This is a genomic window from Mangrovivirga halotolerans (assembly GCF_026241165.1).
In the GTDB taxonomy this organism is placed as follows: Bacteria; Bacteroidota; Bacteroidia; order Cytophagales; family Cyclobacteriaceae; genus Mangrovivirga; species Mangrovivirga halotolerans.
Genome location: NZ_JAPFQN010000004.1, coordinates 40,078 through 57,755, shown reverse-complemented (window position 1 = coordinate 57,755; position 17,678 = coordinate 40,078). Strand labels below are relative to the sequence as shown.

16 protein-coding genes and 1 tRNA gene are annotated in these 17,678 nt (G+C 37.3%); 6 read left to right on the top strand and 11 right to left on the bottom strand.

Annotated features, from left to right (window positions below):
- Position 1 precedes the first annotated feature (1 nt).
- From argB to OO013_RS06825, 11 genes are all read right to left on the bottom strand, one after another.
- A complete protein-coding gene (gene argB, locus OO013_RS06875; RefSeq protein ID WP_266055965.1) occupies positions 2-787 on the bottom strand; it encodes an acetylglutamate kinase in 786 nt (261 codons plus the stop codon).
- Positions 759-1,748, bottom strand: coding sequence for an N-acetylornithine carbamoyltransferase (locus OO013_RS06870; RefSeq protein WP_266055964.1), 990 nt, complete (start codon positions 1,746-1,748; stop codon positions 759-761). The genes argB and OO013_RS06870 overlap by 29 nt, the downstream gene beginning before the upstream one ends.
- Complete coding sequence (locus OO013_RS06865) at positions 1,723-2,886, bottom strand: aspartate aminotransferase family protein (RefSeq protein WP_266055963.1); 1,164 nt, start codon at positions 2,884-2,886, stop codon at positions 1,723-1,725. The genes OO013_RS06870 and OO013_RS06865 overlap by 26 nt, the downstream gene beginning before the upstream one ends.
- Positions 2,887-2,930: 44 nt before the next feature.
- On the bottom strand, positions 2,931-3,911 hold the full coding sequence (gene argC, locus OO013_RS06860; RefSeq protein ID WP_266055962.1) for an N-acetyl-gamma-glutamyl-phosphate reductase: 981 nt from the start codon (positions 3,909-3,911) through the stop codon (positions 2,931-2,933).
- Positions 3,904-5,106, bottom strand: a complete 1,203-nt coding sequence (locus OO013_RS06855) for an argininosuccinate synthase (protein ID WP_266055961.1) — start codon at positions 5,104-5,106, stop codon at positions 3,904-3,906. Before OO013_RS06855 ends, argC begins: the two co-directional genes overlap by 8 nt.
- Positions 5,107-5,163: 57 nt before the next feature.
- Positions 5,164-5,793, bottom strand: a complete 630-nt coding sequence (locus tag OO013_RS06850; RefSeq protein ID WP_266055960.1) for a GNAT family N-acetyltransferase — start codon at positions 5,791-5,793, stop codon at positions 5,164-5,166.
- Between the two features lie 479 nt (positions 5,794-6,272).
- Positions 6,273-8,189, bottom strand: a complete 1,917-nt coding sequence (locus OO013_RS06845) for a RecQ family ATP-dependent DNA helicase (protein WP_266055959.1) — start codon at positions 8,187-8,189, stop codon at positions 6,273-6,275.
- Complete coding sequence (locus OO013_RS06840) at positions 8,190-8,963, bottom strand: enoyl-CoA hydratase/isomerase family protein (protein ID WP_266055958.1); 774 nt, start codon at positions 8,961-8,963, stop codon at positions 8,190-8,192.
- On the bottom strand, positions 8,960-10,969 hold the full coding sequence (locus OO013_RS06835) for a ComEC/Rec2 family competence protein (RefSeq protein ID WP_266055957.1): 2,010 nt from the start codon (positions 10,967-10,969) through the stop codon (positions 8,960-8,962). Before OO013_RS06835 ends, OO013_RS06840 begins: the two co-directional genes overlap by 4 nt.
- Positions 10,970-11,015: 46 nt before the next feature.
- A complete protein-coding gene (locus OO013_RS06830; RefSeq protein WP_266055956.1) occupies positions 11,016-11,453 on the bottom strand; it encodes a GNAT family N-acetyltransferase in 438 nt (145 codons plus the stop codon).
- Positions 11,450-12,427 (bottom strand): PhoH family protein, encoded by a 978-nt coding sequence (locus OO013_RS06825; RefSeq protein ID WP_266055955.1) that lies wholly within the window; start codon positions 12,425-12,427, stop codon positions 11,450-11,452. The genes OO013_RS06830 and OO013_RS06825 overlap by 4 nt, the downstream gene beginning before the upstream one ends.
- Before the next feature lie 92 nt (positions 12,428-12,519).
- On the opposite strand from OO013_RS06825, the gene OO013_RS06820 reads away from it, so the two are divergent.
- The 6 genes from OO013_RS06820 to OO013_RS06795 all read left to right on the top strand — a co-directional run bounded on the left by OO013_RS06820 (position 12,520) and on the right by OO013_RS06795 (position 17,548).
- The gene (locus OO013_RS06820; RefSeq protein ID WP_266055954.1) at positions 12,520-13,296 is read left to right on the top strand and encodes an SAM hydrolase/SAM-dependent halogenase family protein; all 777 of its coding nucleotides are present in this window, start codon (positions 12,520-12,522) and stop codon (positions 13,294-13,296) included.
- 104 nt (positions 13,297-13,400) lie between these two features.
- Positions 13,401-14,618: a hypothetical protein gene (locus OO013_RS06815; RefSeq protein WP_266055953.1), complete on the top strand. Its 1,218-nt coding sequence runs from the start codon at positions 13,401-13,403 to the stop codon at positions 14,616-14,618.
- Between the two features lie 44 nt (positions 14,619-14,662).
- Positions 14,663-14,953, top strand: coding sequence for a putative quinol monooxygenase (locus OO013_RS06810; protein ID WP_266055952.1), 291 nt, complete (start codon positions 14,663-14,665; stop codon positions 14,951-14,953).
- Positions 14,954-15,021: 68 nt separating this feature from the next.
- Positions 15,022-15,103: transfer RNA gene (locus OO013_RS06805), tRNA-Leu, on the top strand.
- A gap of 117 nt (positions 15,104-15,220) precedes the next feature.
- The gene (locus OO013_RS06800) at positions 15,221-16,279 is read left to right on the top strand and encodes a DUF8744 domain-containing protein (protein ID WP_266055951.1); all 1,059 of its coding nucleotides are present in this window, start codon (positions 15,221-15,223) and stop codon (positions 16,277-16,279) included.
- 12 nt (positions 16,280-16,291) lie between these two features.
- Positions 16,292-17,548, top strand: coding sequence for a hypothetical protein (locus OO013_RS06795; protein WP_266055950.1), 1,257 nt, complete (start codon positions 16,292-16,294; stop codon positions 17,546-17,548).
- The last annotated feature ends 130 nt before the right edge of the window (positions 17,549-17,678 follow it).

The window sequence follows — 17,678 nt, the reverse complement described above, 5'->3', positions numbered from 1 at the left end:
TTTATTTGATCAATGTTGTTCCTGATTCAGTTCCTAAAGTTGAAGCCTCCTGGATATGTACTTTGGAAACCCCTGATTCTATTGCATCAAATGCATTATCGAGTTTAGGAATCATACCGTCTTTAACTACTTCTTCTTCCTTAAGCTGATCGTACAGTGAGAGGTCAATTTCCCTTATCAAAGATTCGGGATCTTTGATATCTCTCATTACCCCCGGCATTTCGAAGCAATAGGTTAACTCCACTCCTGAATATTTCTTAGCCATTCCGGCAGAAAGAGCAGAAGCGATAGTATCAGCATTTGTATTCAATAAATGTCCTTCACCGTCGTGGGTCACAGCACAAAATACCGGCACAGCACCTGTATTTAATAATTTGTCCAGCTGTTCTACATTCACAGAACCGGGCTCAATATCACCGACCCAGCCAAAATCGATCGGATCCTTGGGTCTGATACTGCACTTTATCAGGTTCATGTCAGCACCGGTAAGTCCTACTGCGTTCGTACCCAAGGCCTGAAGCTGAGCAACGATCTTTTTATTGACCAGTCCTGCATAGATCTGGACAGCCACATCGATCGCTTCATCATCAGTTATCCTTCGGCCTTCATGCATTTTAGCTTTGATGCCCAATTTTTCCGATAATTCCGTAGCCTGGCGGCCACCACCGTGAACAATGATTTTTTTACCTTCAAGTTTATGGAAGCGCGCTAAAAAGTCAGCGAGTTTTTCCGGGTTTCCTGTTATATTTCCGCCTATTTTAACGATATGCAAATCTTCCTTGCTCATTTATATTTTGTATATTTTGATTTTCCTTTTCGTAATTAAGCATTTCATTAAGCACCGCCTGGGCTGCCCACACTCGGTTTCCGGCCTGGTTGATCACTACGGAGTTATTAACCACTTCATCAGTAGCGATCATATTTCTCCGTAATGGCAGACAGTGCATAAATGACGCATTGTTTGTTAATGCCATTTTTTCTTTAGTGACCGTCCATGAGCGATCAGTAGACAAAATATGACCATAAGCAGAATATGAAGACCAGTTTTTTGCATAAACAATGTCTGCTCCTTCAAAGGCCTTATTTTGATCATATTCTATTTTACAATCTTGTGAAAACTGGATATCCAGCTCATAACCTTCAGGATGTGTTACGACTACTTCTGCATCAGATTTTGTTACCCATTGCAAAAATGAATTTGGCACAGCCTGGGGCAGAGCTTTGGGATGCGGAGCCCAGGTTAAAACAACTTTTGGCTTTTTGATTCCCAGTTCTTTGATCGTCATCATATCAGTAAGAGACTGCAGAGGATGCAATGTTGCACTCTCCAGACTTAACACCGGCACCTTAGACAATTGAATAAATTTTGTCAAAATCGCTTCAGAATAATCAGCCAGGCGATTTTGCAGTCCGGCAAAAGTTCTCACTGCCAGCAAATCACAATAACTGCTCATTATCTGAACCGCTTCATTGATATGTTCGGGTTTGTCACCATCCATAATCACCCCGTCTTTCGTTTCGATGGCCCAGCCATCAGCACCGGCATTAAGCGCGATAACATCCATTCCCAGGTTATAAGCAGCCTTCTGGGTACTCATCCTGGTTCGTAAGCTTGGATTGAAAAACACCATTCCCAGTACCTTTCTTTCTCCCAGGTAACTGTGTATCGGGTTTTGTTTAAAGAACAATGCCTTTTCGATCAGGGCTTCTACATTATCTACATCATGAATTGAAGTGAACTGTTTCATTTTTTTCTAATTTGGAAATTGCTTGTTTGATTGTATCCACAAACAACTGCATTTCCTCCTGGCTAACGTTTAAAGGTGGTAATAAACGCAGTGTGTTTGGGTTACCGGATGAACCGGTGAAAACGTGGTAATCTTTCAACAAGCTTTTCCTGAGTTCAGCTACAGGGTAGTTAAACTCTAATCCGATCATCAGACCGGCTCCACGAATTTCTTTCACACCAGACAGGTCCTTAAGCTGGTCAACCAGCCATTCACCTTTTTCTGTGATTTTATTAAGAAGATCTTCTTTTTCAATTACTTCCAAAACTGCTAAAGCAGCAGTACTTGCCAGGTGATTTCCTCCGAATGTCGTTCCTAACATTCCTTTCCATGGCTCTATATGAGGTGCGATCAAAATTCCCCCAACAGGAAATCCGTTCCCCATACCTTTGGCCATTGTCACGATATCAGGGTTGATATCAGATAACTGGAATGAGAAGAATTTACCACTTCGACCATATCCTGCCTGAACTTCATCCATGATCAACATGGTTCCATATTTCTTACAAAGCTTTTCTGCTTCCTGTAAGTAACTTTTCTCTGGCATATAGCATCCGGCAACACCCTGGATACCTTCAATGATCAATGCCGCAACATCTTCTTTCTTTAATGTATTTTCTAGTGCCTGGATATCATCCATTGGTAAATGTTCTACCTCATGGTTTGCATTTACCGGAGCTACAATCTTTGGATTATCAGTAGCAGCCACAGCAGCACTGGTTCGACCATGAAAACCTTTATGTAAGGCAACTACTTTCTTTCTATTTGTATGGAAAGAAGCTAATTTTATCGCGTTTTCATTTGCTTCTGCACCTGAATTACACAGAAACAATTGATAATCTTCCATTCCACTCAACTCACCAAGTTTTTTAGCAAGTTGCTTCTGGATAGGATTTTGCACAGAGTTAGAATAAAAGATCAACTTTTCAGCCTGTGATTTTATTCTATCCACGTAATGCGGATGACTATGTCCTATGGAGATCACTGCATGACCACCATAGAAGTCCATGTATTTATTTCCTTTATCGTCGTATATCCAAGTCCCCTCGCCTTTTACAGGTGTAATATCAAATAGCGGGTAGACATCAAATAATTCCATTTTTTTAGTTTTTTAGTTTTTATATTGAAATAAACACTCTTTTATTAAAAGGATACAGGTTTAAGACCAAGACCTAATTTTTCCGGCCATCCCATCATAAGGTTCATATTTTGAACCGCCTGACCAGAAGCACCTTTTAACAAGTTGTCGATCATTGAAGTAACCATGATCTTATCTCCGTGCTTTTCAACTTTTATTACTCCTTTATTACTGTTTACCACTTGCTTTAAGTGAACAGGTTCTTTTGAAACATGAGTAAAAGCTGCATCAGCATAAAAATTCTCATATAATTCCTGCGCTTCTTCTTCACTCATATCGCTTTTGAAGTAAACTGTTGCAAAGATTCCTCGTGTAAAATCACCTCTCATTGGCACAAAGTTTATTCCTTTTACTTCCTGCCCCTGTACTTCATTCATTTGTTGCTCTATTTCTCCCAAATGCTGGTGAGTAAAAGCTTTGTAAACTGATATGTTATTGTTTCTCCAGCTAAAATGAGATGTATTAGTAGGTTTCTGTCCTGCCCCGGTAGATCCGGTAACAGCATGAACATGTGCTTCTTCTTCTTTAAAAGCTCCTACAGATGCCGCAGGAAGTAATGCTAACTGAATTGCTGTCGCAAAACATCCGGGGTTCGCAATTGCATCAGCTTCTTTGATCAGATGCTTGTTCTTTTCAGGAAGACCATAAACGAATTCTTTGCCGTTCCATGAATTATCGGGTTTTAATCTGAAATCTCTGCTGAGATCGACGATTTTAATGTTTTCTGATAATCCTTTTTCCTTTAAAAACTTTTCTGATGCTCCATGACCCATGCATAAAAACACGAGATCAACGTCATTGCTTAACTCGTTGGTAAAATTAATATCAATCTCACCGATCAAATCCTGGTGAATTGAGTAAACAGGTTTTCCTGCCTGACTATTACTATGAATAAACTTAATCTCCACTTCAGGGTGATTGATCAATAATCTTATCAATTCTCCTGCTGTATATCCTGCTCCTCCTATAATTCCTGTTTTAAGCATTTTTCTCTAGTTTGTTAACTTGATAGTATAATTTAGATGCGTTAGATAATATTTTAGTAAACCCTTTTACGTCTTCACCTGTCCAGGCATTATTCATTTCGCCATATTGACCAGCTTCAGACTGCATGATATCAAAATCACTTTCAATACCATTTAATTGAAACCGGTAAGGATAAAGAGTTATAAACACCTTACCAGTCACTGAACTCTGAGTTCCTTCCATAAAGTCTTCGATGTTTCTCATCACCGGCTCAAGGTACTGAGCTTCATGAAGCATCATACCATACCAATCTCCCAATTGAGATTTCCACTGCATTTGCCATTTGGAAAGGGTATGTTTTTCAAGAAGATGATGAGCTTTGATCAAGATTAAAGAGGCTGCAGCTTCAAAACCCACACGTCCTTTGATACCAATAATAGTATCACCGACGTGAACATCTCTTCCGATGCCATACGGGGAAGCCAGCTCTTGTAATTTAAAGATCAACTCGGTTGGTGGCATAATCTTACCATTAAGAGCAACGCATTCACCTTTTTCAAATTGAAGGGTGATATCTACTGGTTCGCTCTTTGTTACCTGGGTAGGCCAGGCAGATTCCGGTAAAGGCTTATTTGAAGTCAGCGTCTCCGCGCCACCTACTGAAGTACCCCATAATCCTTTATTGATAGAATACTGAGCTTTTGACCACTCTTTTTGAACTCCGTGTGAGTGTAAAAACTCAATTTCATCTTTACGACTAAGTTTCTGATCACGAATTGGAGTTACAATTTCTATCTCAGGAGCTAACACATTGATCATCAGATCAAATCTAACCTGATCATTACCAGCTCCGGTAGATCCATGAGCCACTTTTCCGGCATTGATCAACTGAGCATATTCAGCAATAGCCTTTGCCTGAAAAGCACGCTCGGCGCTAACGGATAATGGGTAAGTATTATTACGAAGAACATTACCAAAAAGCAGGTACTTAATTGCTTTTTGATAAAATTCCTCTGTCTTTTCTAAAGTTTTATGAGATTTAACACCTAATTGATAGGCATTTTGTTCGATTTCATCAATTTCACTTTTCGAAAATCCACCAGTATGTACAAATGCCGAATGAACTTCAAGTCCCTGAACTTCAGATAAATATTTGACACAGTAGGACGTATCCAGTCCACCACTGAAAGCCAAAACTATTTTTTTATTTTCCATTTTTAGGATACGGTTTAACCTTCAACCGTAGGATAGTAAATGAATTATTTCAGATTATTAAACAGTAGCGGGCTTAGGGCTACGCCTGAAAAAATTCTTTACATCTGAAAGTCCTTTTTTGATCTTAGGAACTTCAACATTTGCTAGTGTAGATTTTTGATCTTCAGGATCAAAAACCATTCCTGTGCACAGACAATGCTTACGACCGGTACGCATGAGCACGTCGTGATTCTTGCATTGTTTGCAACCATCCCAAAACTCGTCGGTTTGTGGGAGCTTATTGAATGTAACAGGCTTGTATCCAAGATCAGAATTGATCTTTAAAACAGGCAAACTGGTAGTAATACCAAAAATTTTGGCTTTCGGATATTTTTCGCGAGCAAGGTCAAATGCTTTTTGTTTCACAAGCTTAGCTACACCTCTACCCCGAAACTTAGGATTTACGATCAATGCGGAATTGGACGCAAAATTTCCTGTTTCATAAGATTGAACATAACAGAATCCTGCAAGCTCTTCTCCAACTAGCGCAATAACAGCTAATCCTTCCATCATCTTTCTTTGAATCTGAAGCGGATGGCGTTTTGCGATACCCGTGCCTCTCTTTTTAGCAGCTTTCTCAATAAGTTTACAGATGTGTGATGCGTACTGCAAGTGCTCTTCACCTGCGACTGCAACTTTTGTTTCCATCTTAGTATAAATAAATAGTTTAGTTTAATTAAACTTTGGTTTTCCTTTTGAAAATTTTTTGACTGAATGCGTCAATATAACGAGGAGAGTCGGGTACGTAACCCAACTATATCAGATAGTGCCCGCAAGGGGCCTCCTTGATCTGATTGCATAAAATAACGGAAGCACGACAGGAGTGTATGTCGCTAAGAATGATTTGCTATATGTTCCGTTACTATTCATCAGTAATTCAAAATAAAGTAAATACTTTTAATAAAGCAATTACTTTATCGCATTCGTGAACCTACATTATTATAATCGTAATAGAAGGGAAAAAGTTTTGCTTTTTTGGCAAAATTTTAAATTTCTAAATAAAATAAATTAAAAAATTGGCAAAATACAATACAAATAATGTAAATATTATAATGCTTTACTACGAAATACCAAAATATTATCACTTAAAAATGCTATTTTCCGAAGAAAAGTTGGGTAAAACTGTTTTATGCCGAATTTGACAAACTCAACACTCCTTCATGATCCATTCTGATCTTGTCCCAGTCAATTAATTGCCTTATCAGCATTTCAAGTGTTTTTTTATCAATATCAGGGAAAACTTCAACCAGTTCATCCGTTGTTTTAGGGTTTAATGAAATTATTTCCAGTATATCCTTTTCAAGACTTTTACTTTGTTCATCACGTGATTTCTCCTGTTGTTTTTTCTTTAAACACAAATCACACTTACCACATCGTTCAGTTTCCCGCTCACCAAAATATTCCTGAAGGTATTGCATTCTGCATCCTTCAGTTAATTGAACATAATCAATCACCGATTGTATCTTTTCTCTTTCCATGTCCTTTTGATTTTGGAGCATGGTCTTAGTTATTGGAATTTTCTCAATATCCAGCCGGGGTGTTAAAAAGGTGATTTTAGGATTGTCATTTTTAGGAACATAATATATATAATTCCTCTCCTCAAGCTTAAGAAGTAAATTATGGATCTCCCTGACCGGCACTGCGGCTGCCTTGGCGATCTTATATTCATCGATTACCATAACTTGTGAGTAGATCTCCCCACCATACATTCTGAGGATGGTCTTTAGAAGCTTTTCATAGGCTGAATTGGCGATCATGAATTTATACATTTCTTCATGACTAACTTCAAACTTAACTTTGGAAGGAGTGTGAAAGGCTGTATTCAGTTCCATCAAGCCATATTCTGACAATAACTCAAGCACCTTAAATGTTTTGATTACATCGAGTGAATAGGTTTCGCAAAACCTTGTCAGATCAATATCATAGCTTTCAAATTCAGCTGAGCCGATAGCAAGCTTATAATAATTGGCAATTGATTGATATACTTTCTTTATATAAGGAAGATCGGGAAACATTGCTTCAAAGCGTTTCATCACTTCTACAGTTTCATTTGGATAAACCAGCAATACAGCAAATGATTGCTTCCCATCTCTGCCTGCCCGGCCTGCTTCCTGATAATATCCTTCTAAAACAGTAGGCATATCGTAATGAATCACGGATCGGACATCTGATTTATCAATTCCCATTCCAAATGCATTTGTTGCAGCAATAATTCTGATCCGGTCATTGAGCCAGTCATCTTGACGTGCAGTACGATCATCATTTTTTAATCCGGCATGGTAATAATTGGCAGTCACATTATGATTGACCAGGTACCGGGCTATTGTCCCCGTTTGCTTTCGACTATTTGCATAAACGATCGACGAACCAGGGATTTTTTTAATGATCTCCTCGAGTTTCTTGTCTTTATTTTCAACCTCCCTGATCGATAATGACAGGTTAGTACGAGCGAAAGAACCCATGTAGAGATCAGGGCTTTTCAATTCCAGTAGATCGACAATCTCATCTCTGACTTTTTCAGTAGCTGTAGCAGTAACTGCAATAACCGGACATCTATCGACGTACTCAAAAAAATCCTTGATCTGCAGATAGGAAGGTCTGAAATCATGGCCCCATTGAGATATACAATGAGCTTCATCAATTGCAATAAGAGAAACATCAGTCCTCTTCATTCTTTCAATAAAGAGCTTTGTATGTAATCGTTCCGGAGAAACGTATAATATTTTAACAGCTCCCTGAACTGCATTTTCTAAAGTGATATCGACTTCTCTTGAAGACATTGAAGATTGAATCGAAGCAGCAGGTATACCTCGGCTTTTTAAAGCCTGAACCTGGTCTTTCATCAGTGCAATCAAAGGAGATACAACAACGGTCAATCCCGGAAATAATAATGCAGGTATCTGATAACAAACGGACTTCCCTCCTCCTGTAGGAAGTAATGCAAGCACATCTTTACCAAACAGTACAGAAGAAATGATTTCTCGCTGTTTGGGCCTGAAATCAGTATATCCCCAGTATTTACGAAGTATATCTTCCGGAGTCATCTACCAGCTTAAAGGTTCTTTATTTAAAAATGAACTAATCCCTTTTTTACAATCGTCAGTAGCCCTTGCCTTTGCATTCATTTCTGAAGCATAATTTAACGCTTCATCAAGTGTGAGATTCTGAACCTTATGAATCATTTTTTTAGTAATGGAAATCGAATCCCCAGAATTGGTTGTATTTAACTTTTCAGCAAAAGACAATACGTAATCTTCCAGGTCTTCAGCATCAATAACCTTATTAACCAAGCCGATATTATATGCTTCCTCAGCAGAAATGAGATCTCCGCTTAGTAACAATTCTTTTGCTTTAGCCTCTCCAATCTTTCTGAGCAGAAAAACTAATACCATTGCAGGCACGAACCCAATCTTTACTTCTGTATAGCCAAACTTTGCTTCAGGAACTGAAAAAGTAAAATCACATACATTGGCCAGCCCACATCCTCCGGCAATTGCATGCCCCTGAACACATGCTATGATGGTTTTAGGATAATCATAGATCATGTAAAACAGTTCCTTAAGATGGTTAGAATCTGCAAGATTCTCTTCAAAAGTATTTGTTTGAAGGTCCTGAAGATATGCAAGGTCAGCACCAGCACAAAATGCTTTCCCGCTTCCTTTAATTACCACAGTTTTTACTGAAGTCTCATCCTCCCAGGCCAAAAGCTGGCCTTTTAGCTCAGATACCAACTCCTGATTTAGTGCATTGCGCTTTTCAGGTCTGTTTAATGTGATGACACCAGTACGTCCTTCAATATTAGTAACTATTGTTTTCATTTAGATAGGGTTAATGAGTGATATTCATTCAAAGTTAATCGCTTTATTCTTTTTTCCTTACCGGTATTTTCCTTTTCGGTAATTAAACTCTTGTTACCGATTAATATAATGGCATCAACAGAATTTATAAACCTTTCTTCCAGAAAATCACTATTCTGATCTTCAAATAAAATCAAATATGTCTTAAATACTTCCCTTTCATTAACTTTCAATATCAAATTCCTTTTTTCTTTCGGTTTACTCTCAATAATTTTTACCTGACCTTGCCCACTATTATATCGAAGCACTTCATTTATAATACCTTTCTTAAATGCAGAAAGGTTTTCTTTTCCTGAATCCAGTCGTTTTGCTATCCCATCCCTGCTATTAATCAACAACACTTCCTCTTGAAGTCTCACAAGATGCAGATAGCCTTTATTATTTTGAAGTCCGGATATTGATCTTGAGAAAAATAAACTTACCAGAAGAATAATGGAAAAAGTAACAATTGTTTTCTTTGACTTTCCAGATATAAAATTGATCAAGAACAGAATTCCAATTGAAAAAATAACAAATTCATAAAAAGAAGGCTTGGGGAAATAAAAAACCCAGCCCAGCTCTGATAGAAAATTCATTAACTGATGCTGATAATCAATAAGCCAATCGATCAAATTTGAAAGAATAAAAGTTTCGATGCCAGACTTTAAAAGCGCAATCATTATCCAACCTCCATATAAGTATACAGGTATGAGGACCGCCATTGGAATATTTATTATTAGTGATAGAGGAGACCAGTACCCAAAATGGTAAAGTAGTAAGGGAAATGTAGCGATCTGTGCAGCCAGACTTACGTTGATCAATTTAAAAACATTATTTAACCACGTAAATTGGCTTCCGTAAAACCTGTTTAATCGTGGATATAATAATACTATCCCGAGTACTGCTGCATACGATAATTGAAAAGACAGCCTAAAGAGATTTGCAGGATCGATTAAACATAAGAAAAAAGCTGAGGCAAAAATACTGTTAATTACTGAGTAATTTTTATCAAGACATTTCCCTATCCAAATCAATGAAAACATAAATGCTGCCCTGCAAACTGAGGGAGCAGACCCGCTAAGCAATGCGTAACCCCATAGAATAACTATTCCACAGACAATTAAAATCATCCGAAAAAATGGGATCCTGCTTTTATAAGAGGAAACTAACTTATAAAGCCACATCAATAACATAAAAACCAACCCGACATGCATCCCTGATACTGCCAGAACATGAAGCAAACCTAATGTCGCATATTGCTTTTCCAATCCTTCCTCCAATTCTGAGCGGTCTCCTAGCAACAGGGAATTAATTATAGCTTTGGAATCCTCCCTTTGCAACCCTAATTGGTTCAGAATAGCCTGCCTGATATCATACCTTAACCAGTATATTAATTTTTTTACTTTATGAACCAGGCCTTTATCCCGTTTGATTAATTCGGAAGCGCTACTTTTCACATATAACAACCCTGTAAAACCTTCATTTATAAGATATTGCCGATAATCAAACACTCCGGGAATCATCATTTTGTCAGGCATAAAAACCTTGCCCTTAACTTTGAGCATATCTCCGGACAGAAATTCCCTGGAAGCCCCCTCTTTATCAATACTTAATTTGATTCTGGATAAAGATGGGTTACCTAACACTATTGCTGAGGTTTGAATTTGCTCCTCATTTTCCTTAATTATGGATGTTATTTTAACTATATGGCTATCTCCATCAATCTTCTGGAAGCGCGTATGGGTTTCAGCGGATACCAGTAAGCCTGTTAAAAGAATAATCCCTAATCCAATCACAGAAGCTAATCGGATTTTAGTATGGGTGGAAAAATTAGTCCTGGGCACAAAGCCCAATATAAAAGCGAGTAAAACGAGGCACAAAAAGCCATTAACACCGACAGTGAATCCACCGGATCTTTCCAGTATAATTCCGGTAATTAATGCTAAAAAGTATTTAAAGAATGGTTGAAAGCGCAAATTTATATTCACGCCTGAAAATTAATGAGCTAATATCTCAGAAAGAAAAAATAGCCGTTTAAAAAGGTGGCTTTGTCATTTTATAATGCATGATATCACATTCCTCAAATTGATCGCCTTCTTTTACGAAACCGAATCGACTATAAAGTGATACAGCAGGAAGCTGGGCATGAAGATACAACTGTTTACCTTCTGCTTCCGGTAATTTCATTATATCCTGAAGCACTTCTTCTACCAGATGGTGACCGACTTTATGACCGCGGTATTGTTCCAACACAGCAAAACGTTCTAACTTGATCCCATTTGGGGTAAATCTCCAGCGAGCAGTACCACAAGGTTTACCATCATAATATGCTAAAAAATGTCTGCTTGAATCTTCAAATTCATCAAATTCATCTTCAGGCTCCACGTTTTGTTCTTCTACGAAAACCTTTTTTCTAATAGCAAACACCTGGTCTAAATGATGATCCTCGGTAACGTGTTTTACTTCGATCATTTTTCAGTTTTATTTTCTTTTTCTGAATTTTTCTTTTCGAATGCTTTGTCATAAGCTTCGATAATACTTCTGACAAGTTTATGTCTGATCACATCACCACCGTCAAAGTAAACAAACTCGATACCTTTAACATTTTTCAAAATCGACATTGCTTCTAACAAGCCTGACCTTTGATTCTTCGGCAGATCAACCTGCGAACGGTCACCATTAATAATTAATTTAGAATTTGGTCCCATTCGGGTAAGAAACATCTTCATCTGCATGGTAGTGGTATTCTGTGCCTCATCGAGCAGAATAAATGCATTATTAAGTGTTCTACCCCTCATATAAGCGAGTGGTGCTATTTCAATCACCCTGTTTTCAAGGTAATAGGTCAGCTTTTCAGCCGGAAGCATATCATCGAGAGCATCATAGATCGGACGAAGATAAGGATCTATTTTTTCCTTAAGGTCTCCGGGTAAAAAGCCCAGGTTCTCTCCTGCTTCGACAGCGGGTCTGGTGATGATGATCTTTTTTACTTCTTTATTTTTCAAAGCTCTGACAGCAAGAGCCACAGAGATATATGTTTTACCTGTACCTGCCGGGCCAATCGCAAAGATCATGTCATTATCAACAATCTTATCGACCAGAACTTTTTGATTTTTTGTTTTAGGAGTGACCTTAAATCCTTTGGTACCATATATTACGACTCCATCAGTCGCTGCTGCAGCAACATTTTCTTCTTCCTTCTGAATGTATACCCTTACATTATCAGATGTCACCTTACCATATTTATGATAATGAGCCACCAACGCGTTCAGGATATCATTTATCCTCAGAATTTCCGAAGTATGTCCTTTGATTTTAATTTCATTTCCGCGAGATATTATCTTGCTTTTTGGAAAAGCAGCTGCGACCTCATTTATATTCTGATTATCTACTCCCAGAAAGTCGATGAGGGAGACATTTTCAAGCGTAATAGTTTTTTCTACCAAATGATTTTCAATTTATATGGTTCAATACTGAATACTAGGTAAAAATTTTTAGTTTTGCCACAACAAAATTAATCAATAATTTAAACCCTCGTATGGCAATAGTCACTTTTCTGTCAGATTTCGGTAACACTGATCATTACGTTGCAGCCGTAAAGGCTAAAATGCTACGTGTAAATCCGGGTTTACAGATCGTTGACGTCTCTCATTCTGTCAAAAAACACAATCTAATTCATTGTTCTTACCTTTTGAAGAATGTTTTCAGGGAGTTCCCTGCTGGTAGTGTTCACCTGGTCTGTGTGGCCGGAGGTCAGGAAGGCGATGGTGAGTTTATCGCAGTCAAGCTCGAAGAACATTATTTTGTCGGAAGGGATAACGGGTTGTTTAGTTTGCTATCTGACCATTCACCGTTGGGAGTGGTAGAGTTAGCAAGTAAGACCAACCAGACCTTCCCGGAAAAAGTTACTTTGGCCGAAGCTGCTGCCCGATTAGCCAGTGGAGAAACAATACATAATTTAGGCCCACGTAAGCCAGAGATGAGAAAACTGCTTAACAGGGCATCGCGTGCCACAAAAAAGCAAATTCAAGGGCATGTCATACATGTGGACCATTTTGGTAATCTTGTAACAAATATCCTCAAACAGGACTTTGATATACTGACCAGAGAAAGAGGCTACACGATTATTTTCGGCAGGGAAAAACACAATAAAATTTTCGAAAATTACAACGAAGTTGAGCCGGGAGAATGCTTTACCCTGTTTAACAGCGATGGCGTAATGGAGATCGGAATATCCCAGGGAAATGCTTCCGAACTTCTCGGTCTGGATTTTGATAGTCCGGTGAATATTATTTTCGATGAATCTACCCCTTAGAAATCGGTTTATCTAACAAACCATACATTGCTAGCTTTTGAAAATTAATTCATTTTTTTAGAAGCTCTCTGATATACAAATTTGCGTAAGCTAAGTAAATAACTATGTCAGAGACTTTTTCACATATCATTCAGGACAACAGAATTAACGAAAAGCAAAATTTATCCCATCTAACGGAGCCGGTGGTAATACTGGATCAAGCCTGGTTTGAATTAACTGAAAAGCTGATCGAATCAACGGGAAAGAAGCAAGTGATAAATAAGAAGCTTTTCTCTTTTGCATCTGAACTGTCAAGAAATATGTTCGTGAAATATTTCGAAGATAAGGAATTTAGTTACTCGGATAAAAAATTCACTATTTCAAGATACCTTAAAGACAGTGGCCTGGGAAATGTTGAGTTATCAACGATCTCAGAAACCGGTGGGGAAATTATCTCAACCACCCTTTGCAAAAGCTTTGATCAAGAGATCGACAAAGATTTTTTTAGTAATCCTTATGCCATGGGTGTTTTATGCGGCGGATTAAGTGCTGCTTATGATCTTGAGGAAGAAGAATCTTTTACGTATTCAAAAATCTCTTGTAAATCAGCCGGAGACAGCTTTTGTTCATTTAAAATTGAAAGAATAAGTGAGGAAAATCCTTATTGCTATAATTCACCTGAATGGGGAAGTTTCCAGATAGCGGATTCGTTTACTGTAAACAATCATTTTGATATGATCACAGAAACGGCTATTTCACTTCCATTTTATGGTGATCATAATGGTGAGATTCAATGTTTAAATAACTCATTGGTAAAGGTATTCAGTAATTATCTCGCTTTTTTTCCTTTTCTGGTTTGCGAAATAGCTAAAACAGACACTGAAGGAATGCCTGTATGTAAAAGGTATAACAGATTAATATCCGACCTGTTTATTCATTTCTTTGAACATTTATACAGATCTGCTGAATGGAAAGGGTTAACAATTAATTCGATTCATAAAAATCAGGATATGGCTGATAGTTTAATTGCTTTCGTCAATGCCCTTGGTTATGGAAAACTCATTCGTAAAAGCTACAAGGATAATACTGAGCTATCTATTCTGTGTGTTAATAATTTCGAATCGAATTCACAAATCGGATCAAGACTCATCGAAGATAAAAACTTAAGCAATTTATTTACAGCCGGGTTGCTTAGAGGTCTTATGCGATTTATTCAAAGCAAAAAAGATCAGAAAAAGCTCTTCAAATTAAATGGCATTGGTTTAAAAACATTTAAAACCGAACAATTGTCCTCAAGGGTAAAAGGCGAGGATGAAGATATTTTCAGAGTTTACGCCAGGTAAACAGATGATATTTTGAGGTTAACGGATTACCTTTAAAACAAAAAATGCTAATAAGAATAGTCCGGATGAGCTTTGAGCCTTCTAAGACAGAAGAGTTTATCGAAATATTTAAGAATAGTCAAAAGAAAATACAGGCATTTGAAGGATGCGAGCATGTTGAATTAATGCAGGATCTGGAACATCCGAATGTTTTTTCAACATATAGCATTTGGGAAAGTGATCTGCATTTACAGAAATACCGGCATTCAGAATTGTTTAAATCAACCTGGGCTAAAACAAAAATATTGTTCAACGGCAAGCCCGAAGCTCACAGTTACAAAAAGAAAATAGAGTAACAGATCAAAAATTGTTTGATTTGTATTGACGTTTTAAAAATCTTTAATCAGATTTGCATCCCGAACAAGCCAAAGTGGCGGAACTGGTAGACGCGCACGACTCAAACTCGTGTTCCTTCGGGAGTGAGGGTTCGATTCCCTCCTTTGGTACTAAAAAGCTATCGGATTTTCCGGTAGCTTTTTTTTTATTCCCTCAAATCTGCTTTCTATGACTCAGGTCATAAAAAGGAAATGGTCATAAGCTCTATTTTTGTAAAAAAACATTCAATGACCGCTAAAAATATCTTGACCAGAATTGTACCGGCTTTAGGGTTTGTTGCCCTGGTAACAGGAATTTGGACCGGACTACAACGAATGGGCTATTCTTTACCCATGATATCGCTTTCTGCAGCTTCATTACACGGACTGATCATGACAGGAAGTTTTTTGGGTACCCTAATATCGTTTGAAAGAGCAATAATGTCCCGGCTCAAAATCTCATTAATAGTTCCAATACTATCCGGATTGAGTGGGATTTTTCTTCTTACCGGCCAAAAAGAAATAGGGCAAATTCTACTCCTATCTGCAAGCATCGGATACCTTATCATAATTTTCCCTATTAATCTGAAATTTACTGATTCCGGAATATTCTTTTGTTTGGGTGGTTTATGCTGGATATTTGGCAATATCCTGATCATGAAAACAGGCCTGCTACCACAGGCCTTGCCCTGGTGGATTGGTTTTTTGTTTTTTACAGTCTTTGCAGAACGAATTACTTTAAGTCAATTCTTAAAGAAATCTAAGGTAGCCTCACTGTTAAAATGGAGTATTCTAATTCTATTTTTATCTAGTTTAATGTTTCCGTTTCATAGTAATGGAAACATAATTTTTGGAATTGCCCTAATCCTGGCTTCCGGATGGTTGCTAAAATATGACATGGCTATCTATTCAATAAAAAAGGCTGGCTGGCATCGGTTTTCCGGAATCACATTAATGATTGGTTACACCTGGCTCGGGGTAAGTGGCATACTTTTTCTTTCTGATAAAATGGACCTCTATAATTACGATGCCAAAGTGCACACCTTTTATCTGGGTTTTATTTTCTCCATGATCTTTGCCCATGCAGCTCATATATTTCCTCCAATTTTTAAACTTCCGTCTCCAAAATTCAGTAGTTTATTCTATTTTATTTTGGCTTTCTTTGAAGGAGCTCTGGTTATAAGGATCATTTCAGACCTATTCCATCTGCCCGATATCAGGATTTACTCAGGGATCATGACTGGTATTGGGATCATTGCTTTTTTTGCTACCCTAATGATTATGATTTATCTTAACAAAAAGAAATAATCTTAGTCCTTAATGGGTAAAACGATAATTCCTAAAAGCTGGATATACACCTCATTATTTCATCTTTTGATAGTAGCACTGGTCGGATGCTTGCTACGTATTATGTTTATAAATCCTATTGCAGGTGTCACTTATAAGTATTTCCTGCATGCTCATTCTCACGTTGCATTTTTAGGATGGGTATTTTCCGCAGCAATGATTCTTCTTTTGAAAACATGGCTCCCTGAAAGCATTCATAAATTCAAATTTTTGTTTTGGGCTATTCAATTTTCCGTGATTGGAATGCTAATTACCTTTCCAATCAAGGGTTATTTTGTATGGTCGATCATATTTTCGACTTTACACATGATTCTTTCAGCTGTTTTTGCCATTCGATTTTATCTATTGACTAAAAATCATATTCAGAATGATAAATCTTATGATCTTAAATTCATTTACTGGGGATTTATTTTTATGATCATTTCTTCTATCGGCCCTTTTGCCCTGGGATATTTAATGGCAAAGGGAATGGGAGGATCTGACTGGTACAATCTTTCAATATATTTTTATCTCCATTTTCAATACAATGGTCTCTTTACTTTTATTCTACTTGGATTATTGATCCATTTCTTGATAATACCCGGAAGTAAATCACCTAACATAAAGCTGATATATTATTTAATGATTGTTTCATGCTTTCTATCTTTCTTTTTATCAACCACCTGGGTATGGAAAACCATCTTTGTTTACTCAGTTAGTTTAATTTCCGGAGTCCTTCAGTTGATCGCATTTGTATTGATCATAAGTGCATTAAAAAGAAATCTAAAGAAAATCAAAGGTTTATTCAGTCGAAACACAGTCCTGTTAATTAGTATTTCAGTTGTAATCTTAATTCTGAAAGGAATCCTTCAGCTTCTTCCCTCATTCCCCTATTTCGCCGAATTGGCACTTGCATATCGGGAATTAGTGATTGGCTACCTCCACCTCGTATTTTTGGGGCTTATTACGCCTCTCTTACTTGGTTTTTTATTAATACAAAAACAGATTTTCCAAAATCTGTTTTTCCATATCGGAATTCTGATTTATTTCAGTGGTTTTATTCTTACTGAAGTTTTACTTTTTTCTGAAAGTATCTTAAGAGCTTACTTTAATCAAAATATTCCCTACTACTTTTCACTGATTTTTTGGGCTTCCTGTCTGTTTCCCATTGCAATATTCATGATTATTCTTTCTCAATATTTTACCTCAACTTCTTTTTCGGAAAGGCAAATAATTAATCAGGAAAAATGACTTGATCCAATATGATTCAAGTCATATAAAAGTGGCAAATCACATCTTAATTTTAACTCGTTAAAGAGATAGAATCATCCTGGTTTCGAATAAATCATCATTTGATGATAACTGAAATCTAAATTTAAAT

Excerpts from the sequence above, each read along its gene's own strand:
- OO013_RS06865 (WP_266055963.1), bottom strand. The coding sequence starts at position 2,886 with ATGGAATTATTTGATGTCTACCCGCTATTTGATATTACACCTGTAAAA.
- OO013_RS06810 (WP_266055952.1), top strand. The coding sequence starts at position 14,663 with ATGCTAATAAGAATAGTCCGGATGAGCTTTGAGCCTTCTAAGACAGAA.
- OO013_RS06795 (WP_266055950.1), top strand. The coding sequence starts at position 16,292 with ATGGGTAAAACGATAATTCCTAAAAGCTGGATATACACCTCATTATTT.
- argC (WP_266055962.1), bottom strand. The coding sequence starts at position 3,911 with ATGCTTAAAACAGGAATTATAGGAGGAGCAGGATATACAGCAGGAGAA.
- argB (WP_266055965.1), bottom strand. The coding sequence starts at position 787 with ATGAGCAAGGAAGATTTGCATATCGTTAAAATAGGCGGAAATATAACA.
- OO013_RS06870 (WP_266055964.1), bottom strand. The coding sequence starts at position 1,748 with ATGAAACAGTTCACTTCAATTCATGATGTAGATAATGTAGAAGCCCTG.
- OO013_RS06855 (WP_266055961.1), bottom strand. The coding sequence starts at position 5,106 with ATGGAAAATAAAAAAATAGTTTTGGCTTTCAGTGGTGGACTGGATACG.
- OO013_RS06800 (WP_266055951.1), top strand. The coding sequence starts at position 15,221 with ATGACCGCTAAAAATATCTTGACCAGAATTGTACCGGCTTTAGGGTTT.
- OO013_RS06850 (WP_266055960.1), bottom strand. The coding sequence starts at position 5,793 with ATGGAAACAAAAGTTGCAGTCGCAGGTGAAGAGCACTTGCAGTACGCA.
- OO013_RS06840 (WP_266055958.1), bottom strand. The coding sequence starts at position 8,963 with ATGAAAACAATAGTTACTAATATTGAAGGACGTACTGGTGTCATCACA.
- OO013_RS06820 (WP_266055954.1), top strand. The coding sequence starts at position 12,520 with ATGGCAATAGTCACTTTTCTGTCAGATTTCGGTAACACTGATCATTAC.
- OO013_RS06830 (WP_266055956.1), bottom strand. The coding sequence starts at position 11,453 with ATGATCGAAGTAAAACACGTTACCGAGGATCATCATTTAGACCAGGTG.
- OO013_RS06815 (WP_266055953.1), top strand. The coding sequence starts at position 13,401 with ATGTCAGAGACTTTTTCACATATCATTCAGGACAACAGAATTAACGAA.
- OO013_RS06845 (WP_266055959.1), bottom strand. The coding sequence starts at position 8,189 with ATGACTCCGGAAGATATACTTCGTAAATACTGGGGATATACTGATTTC.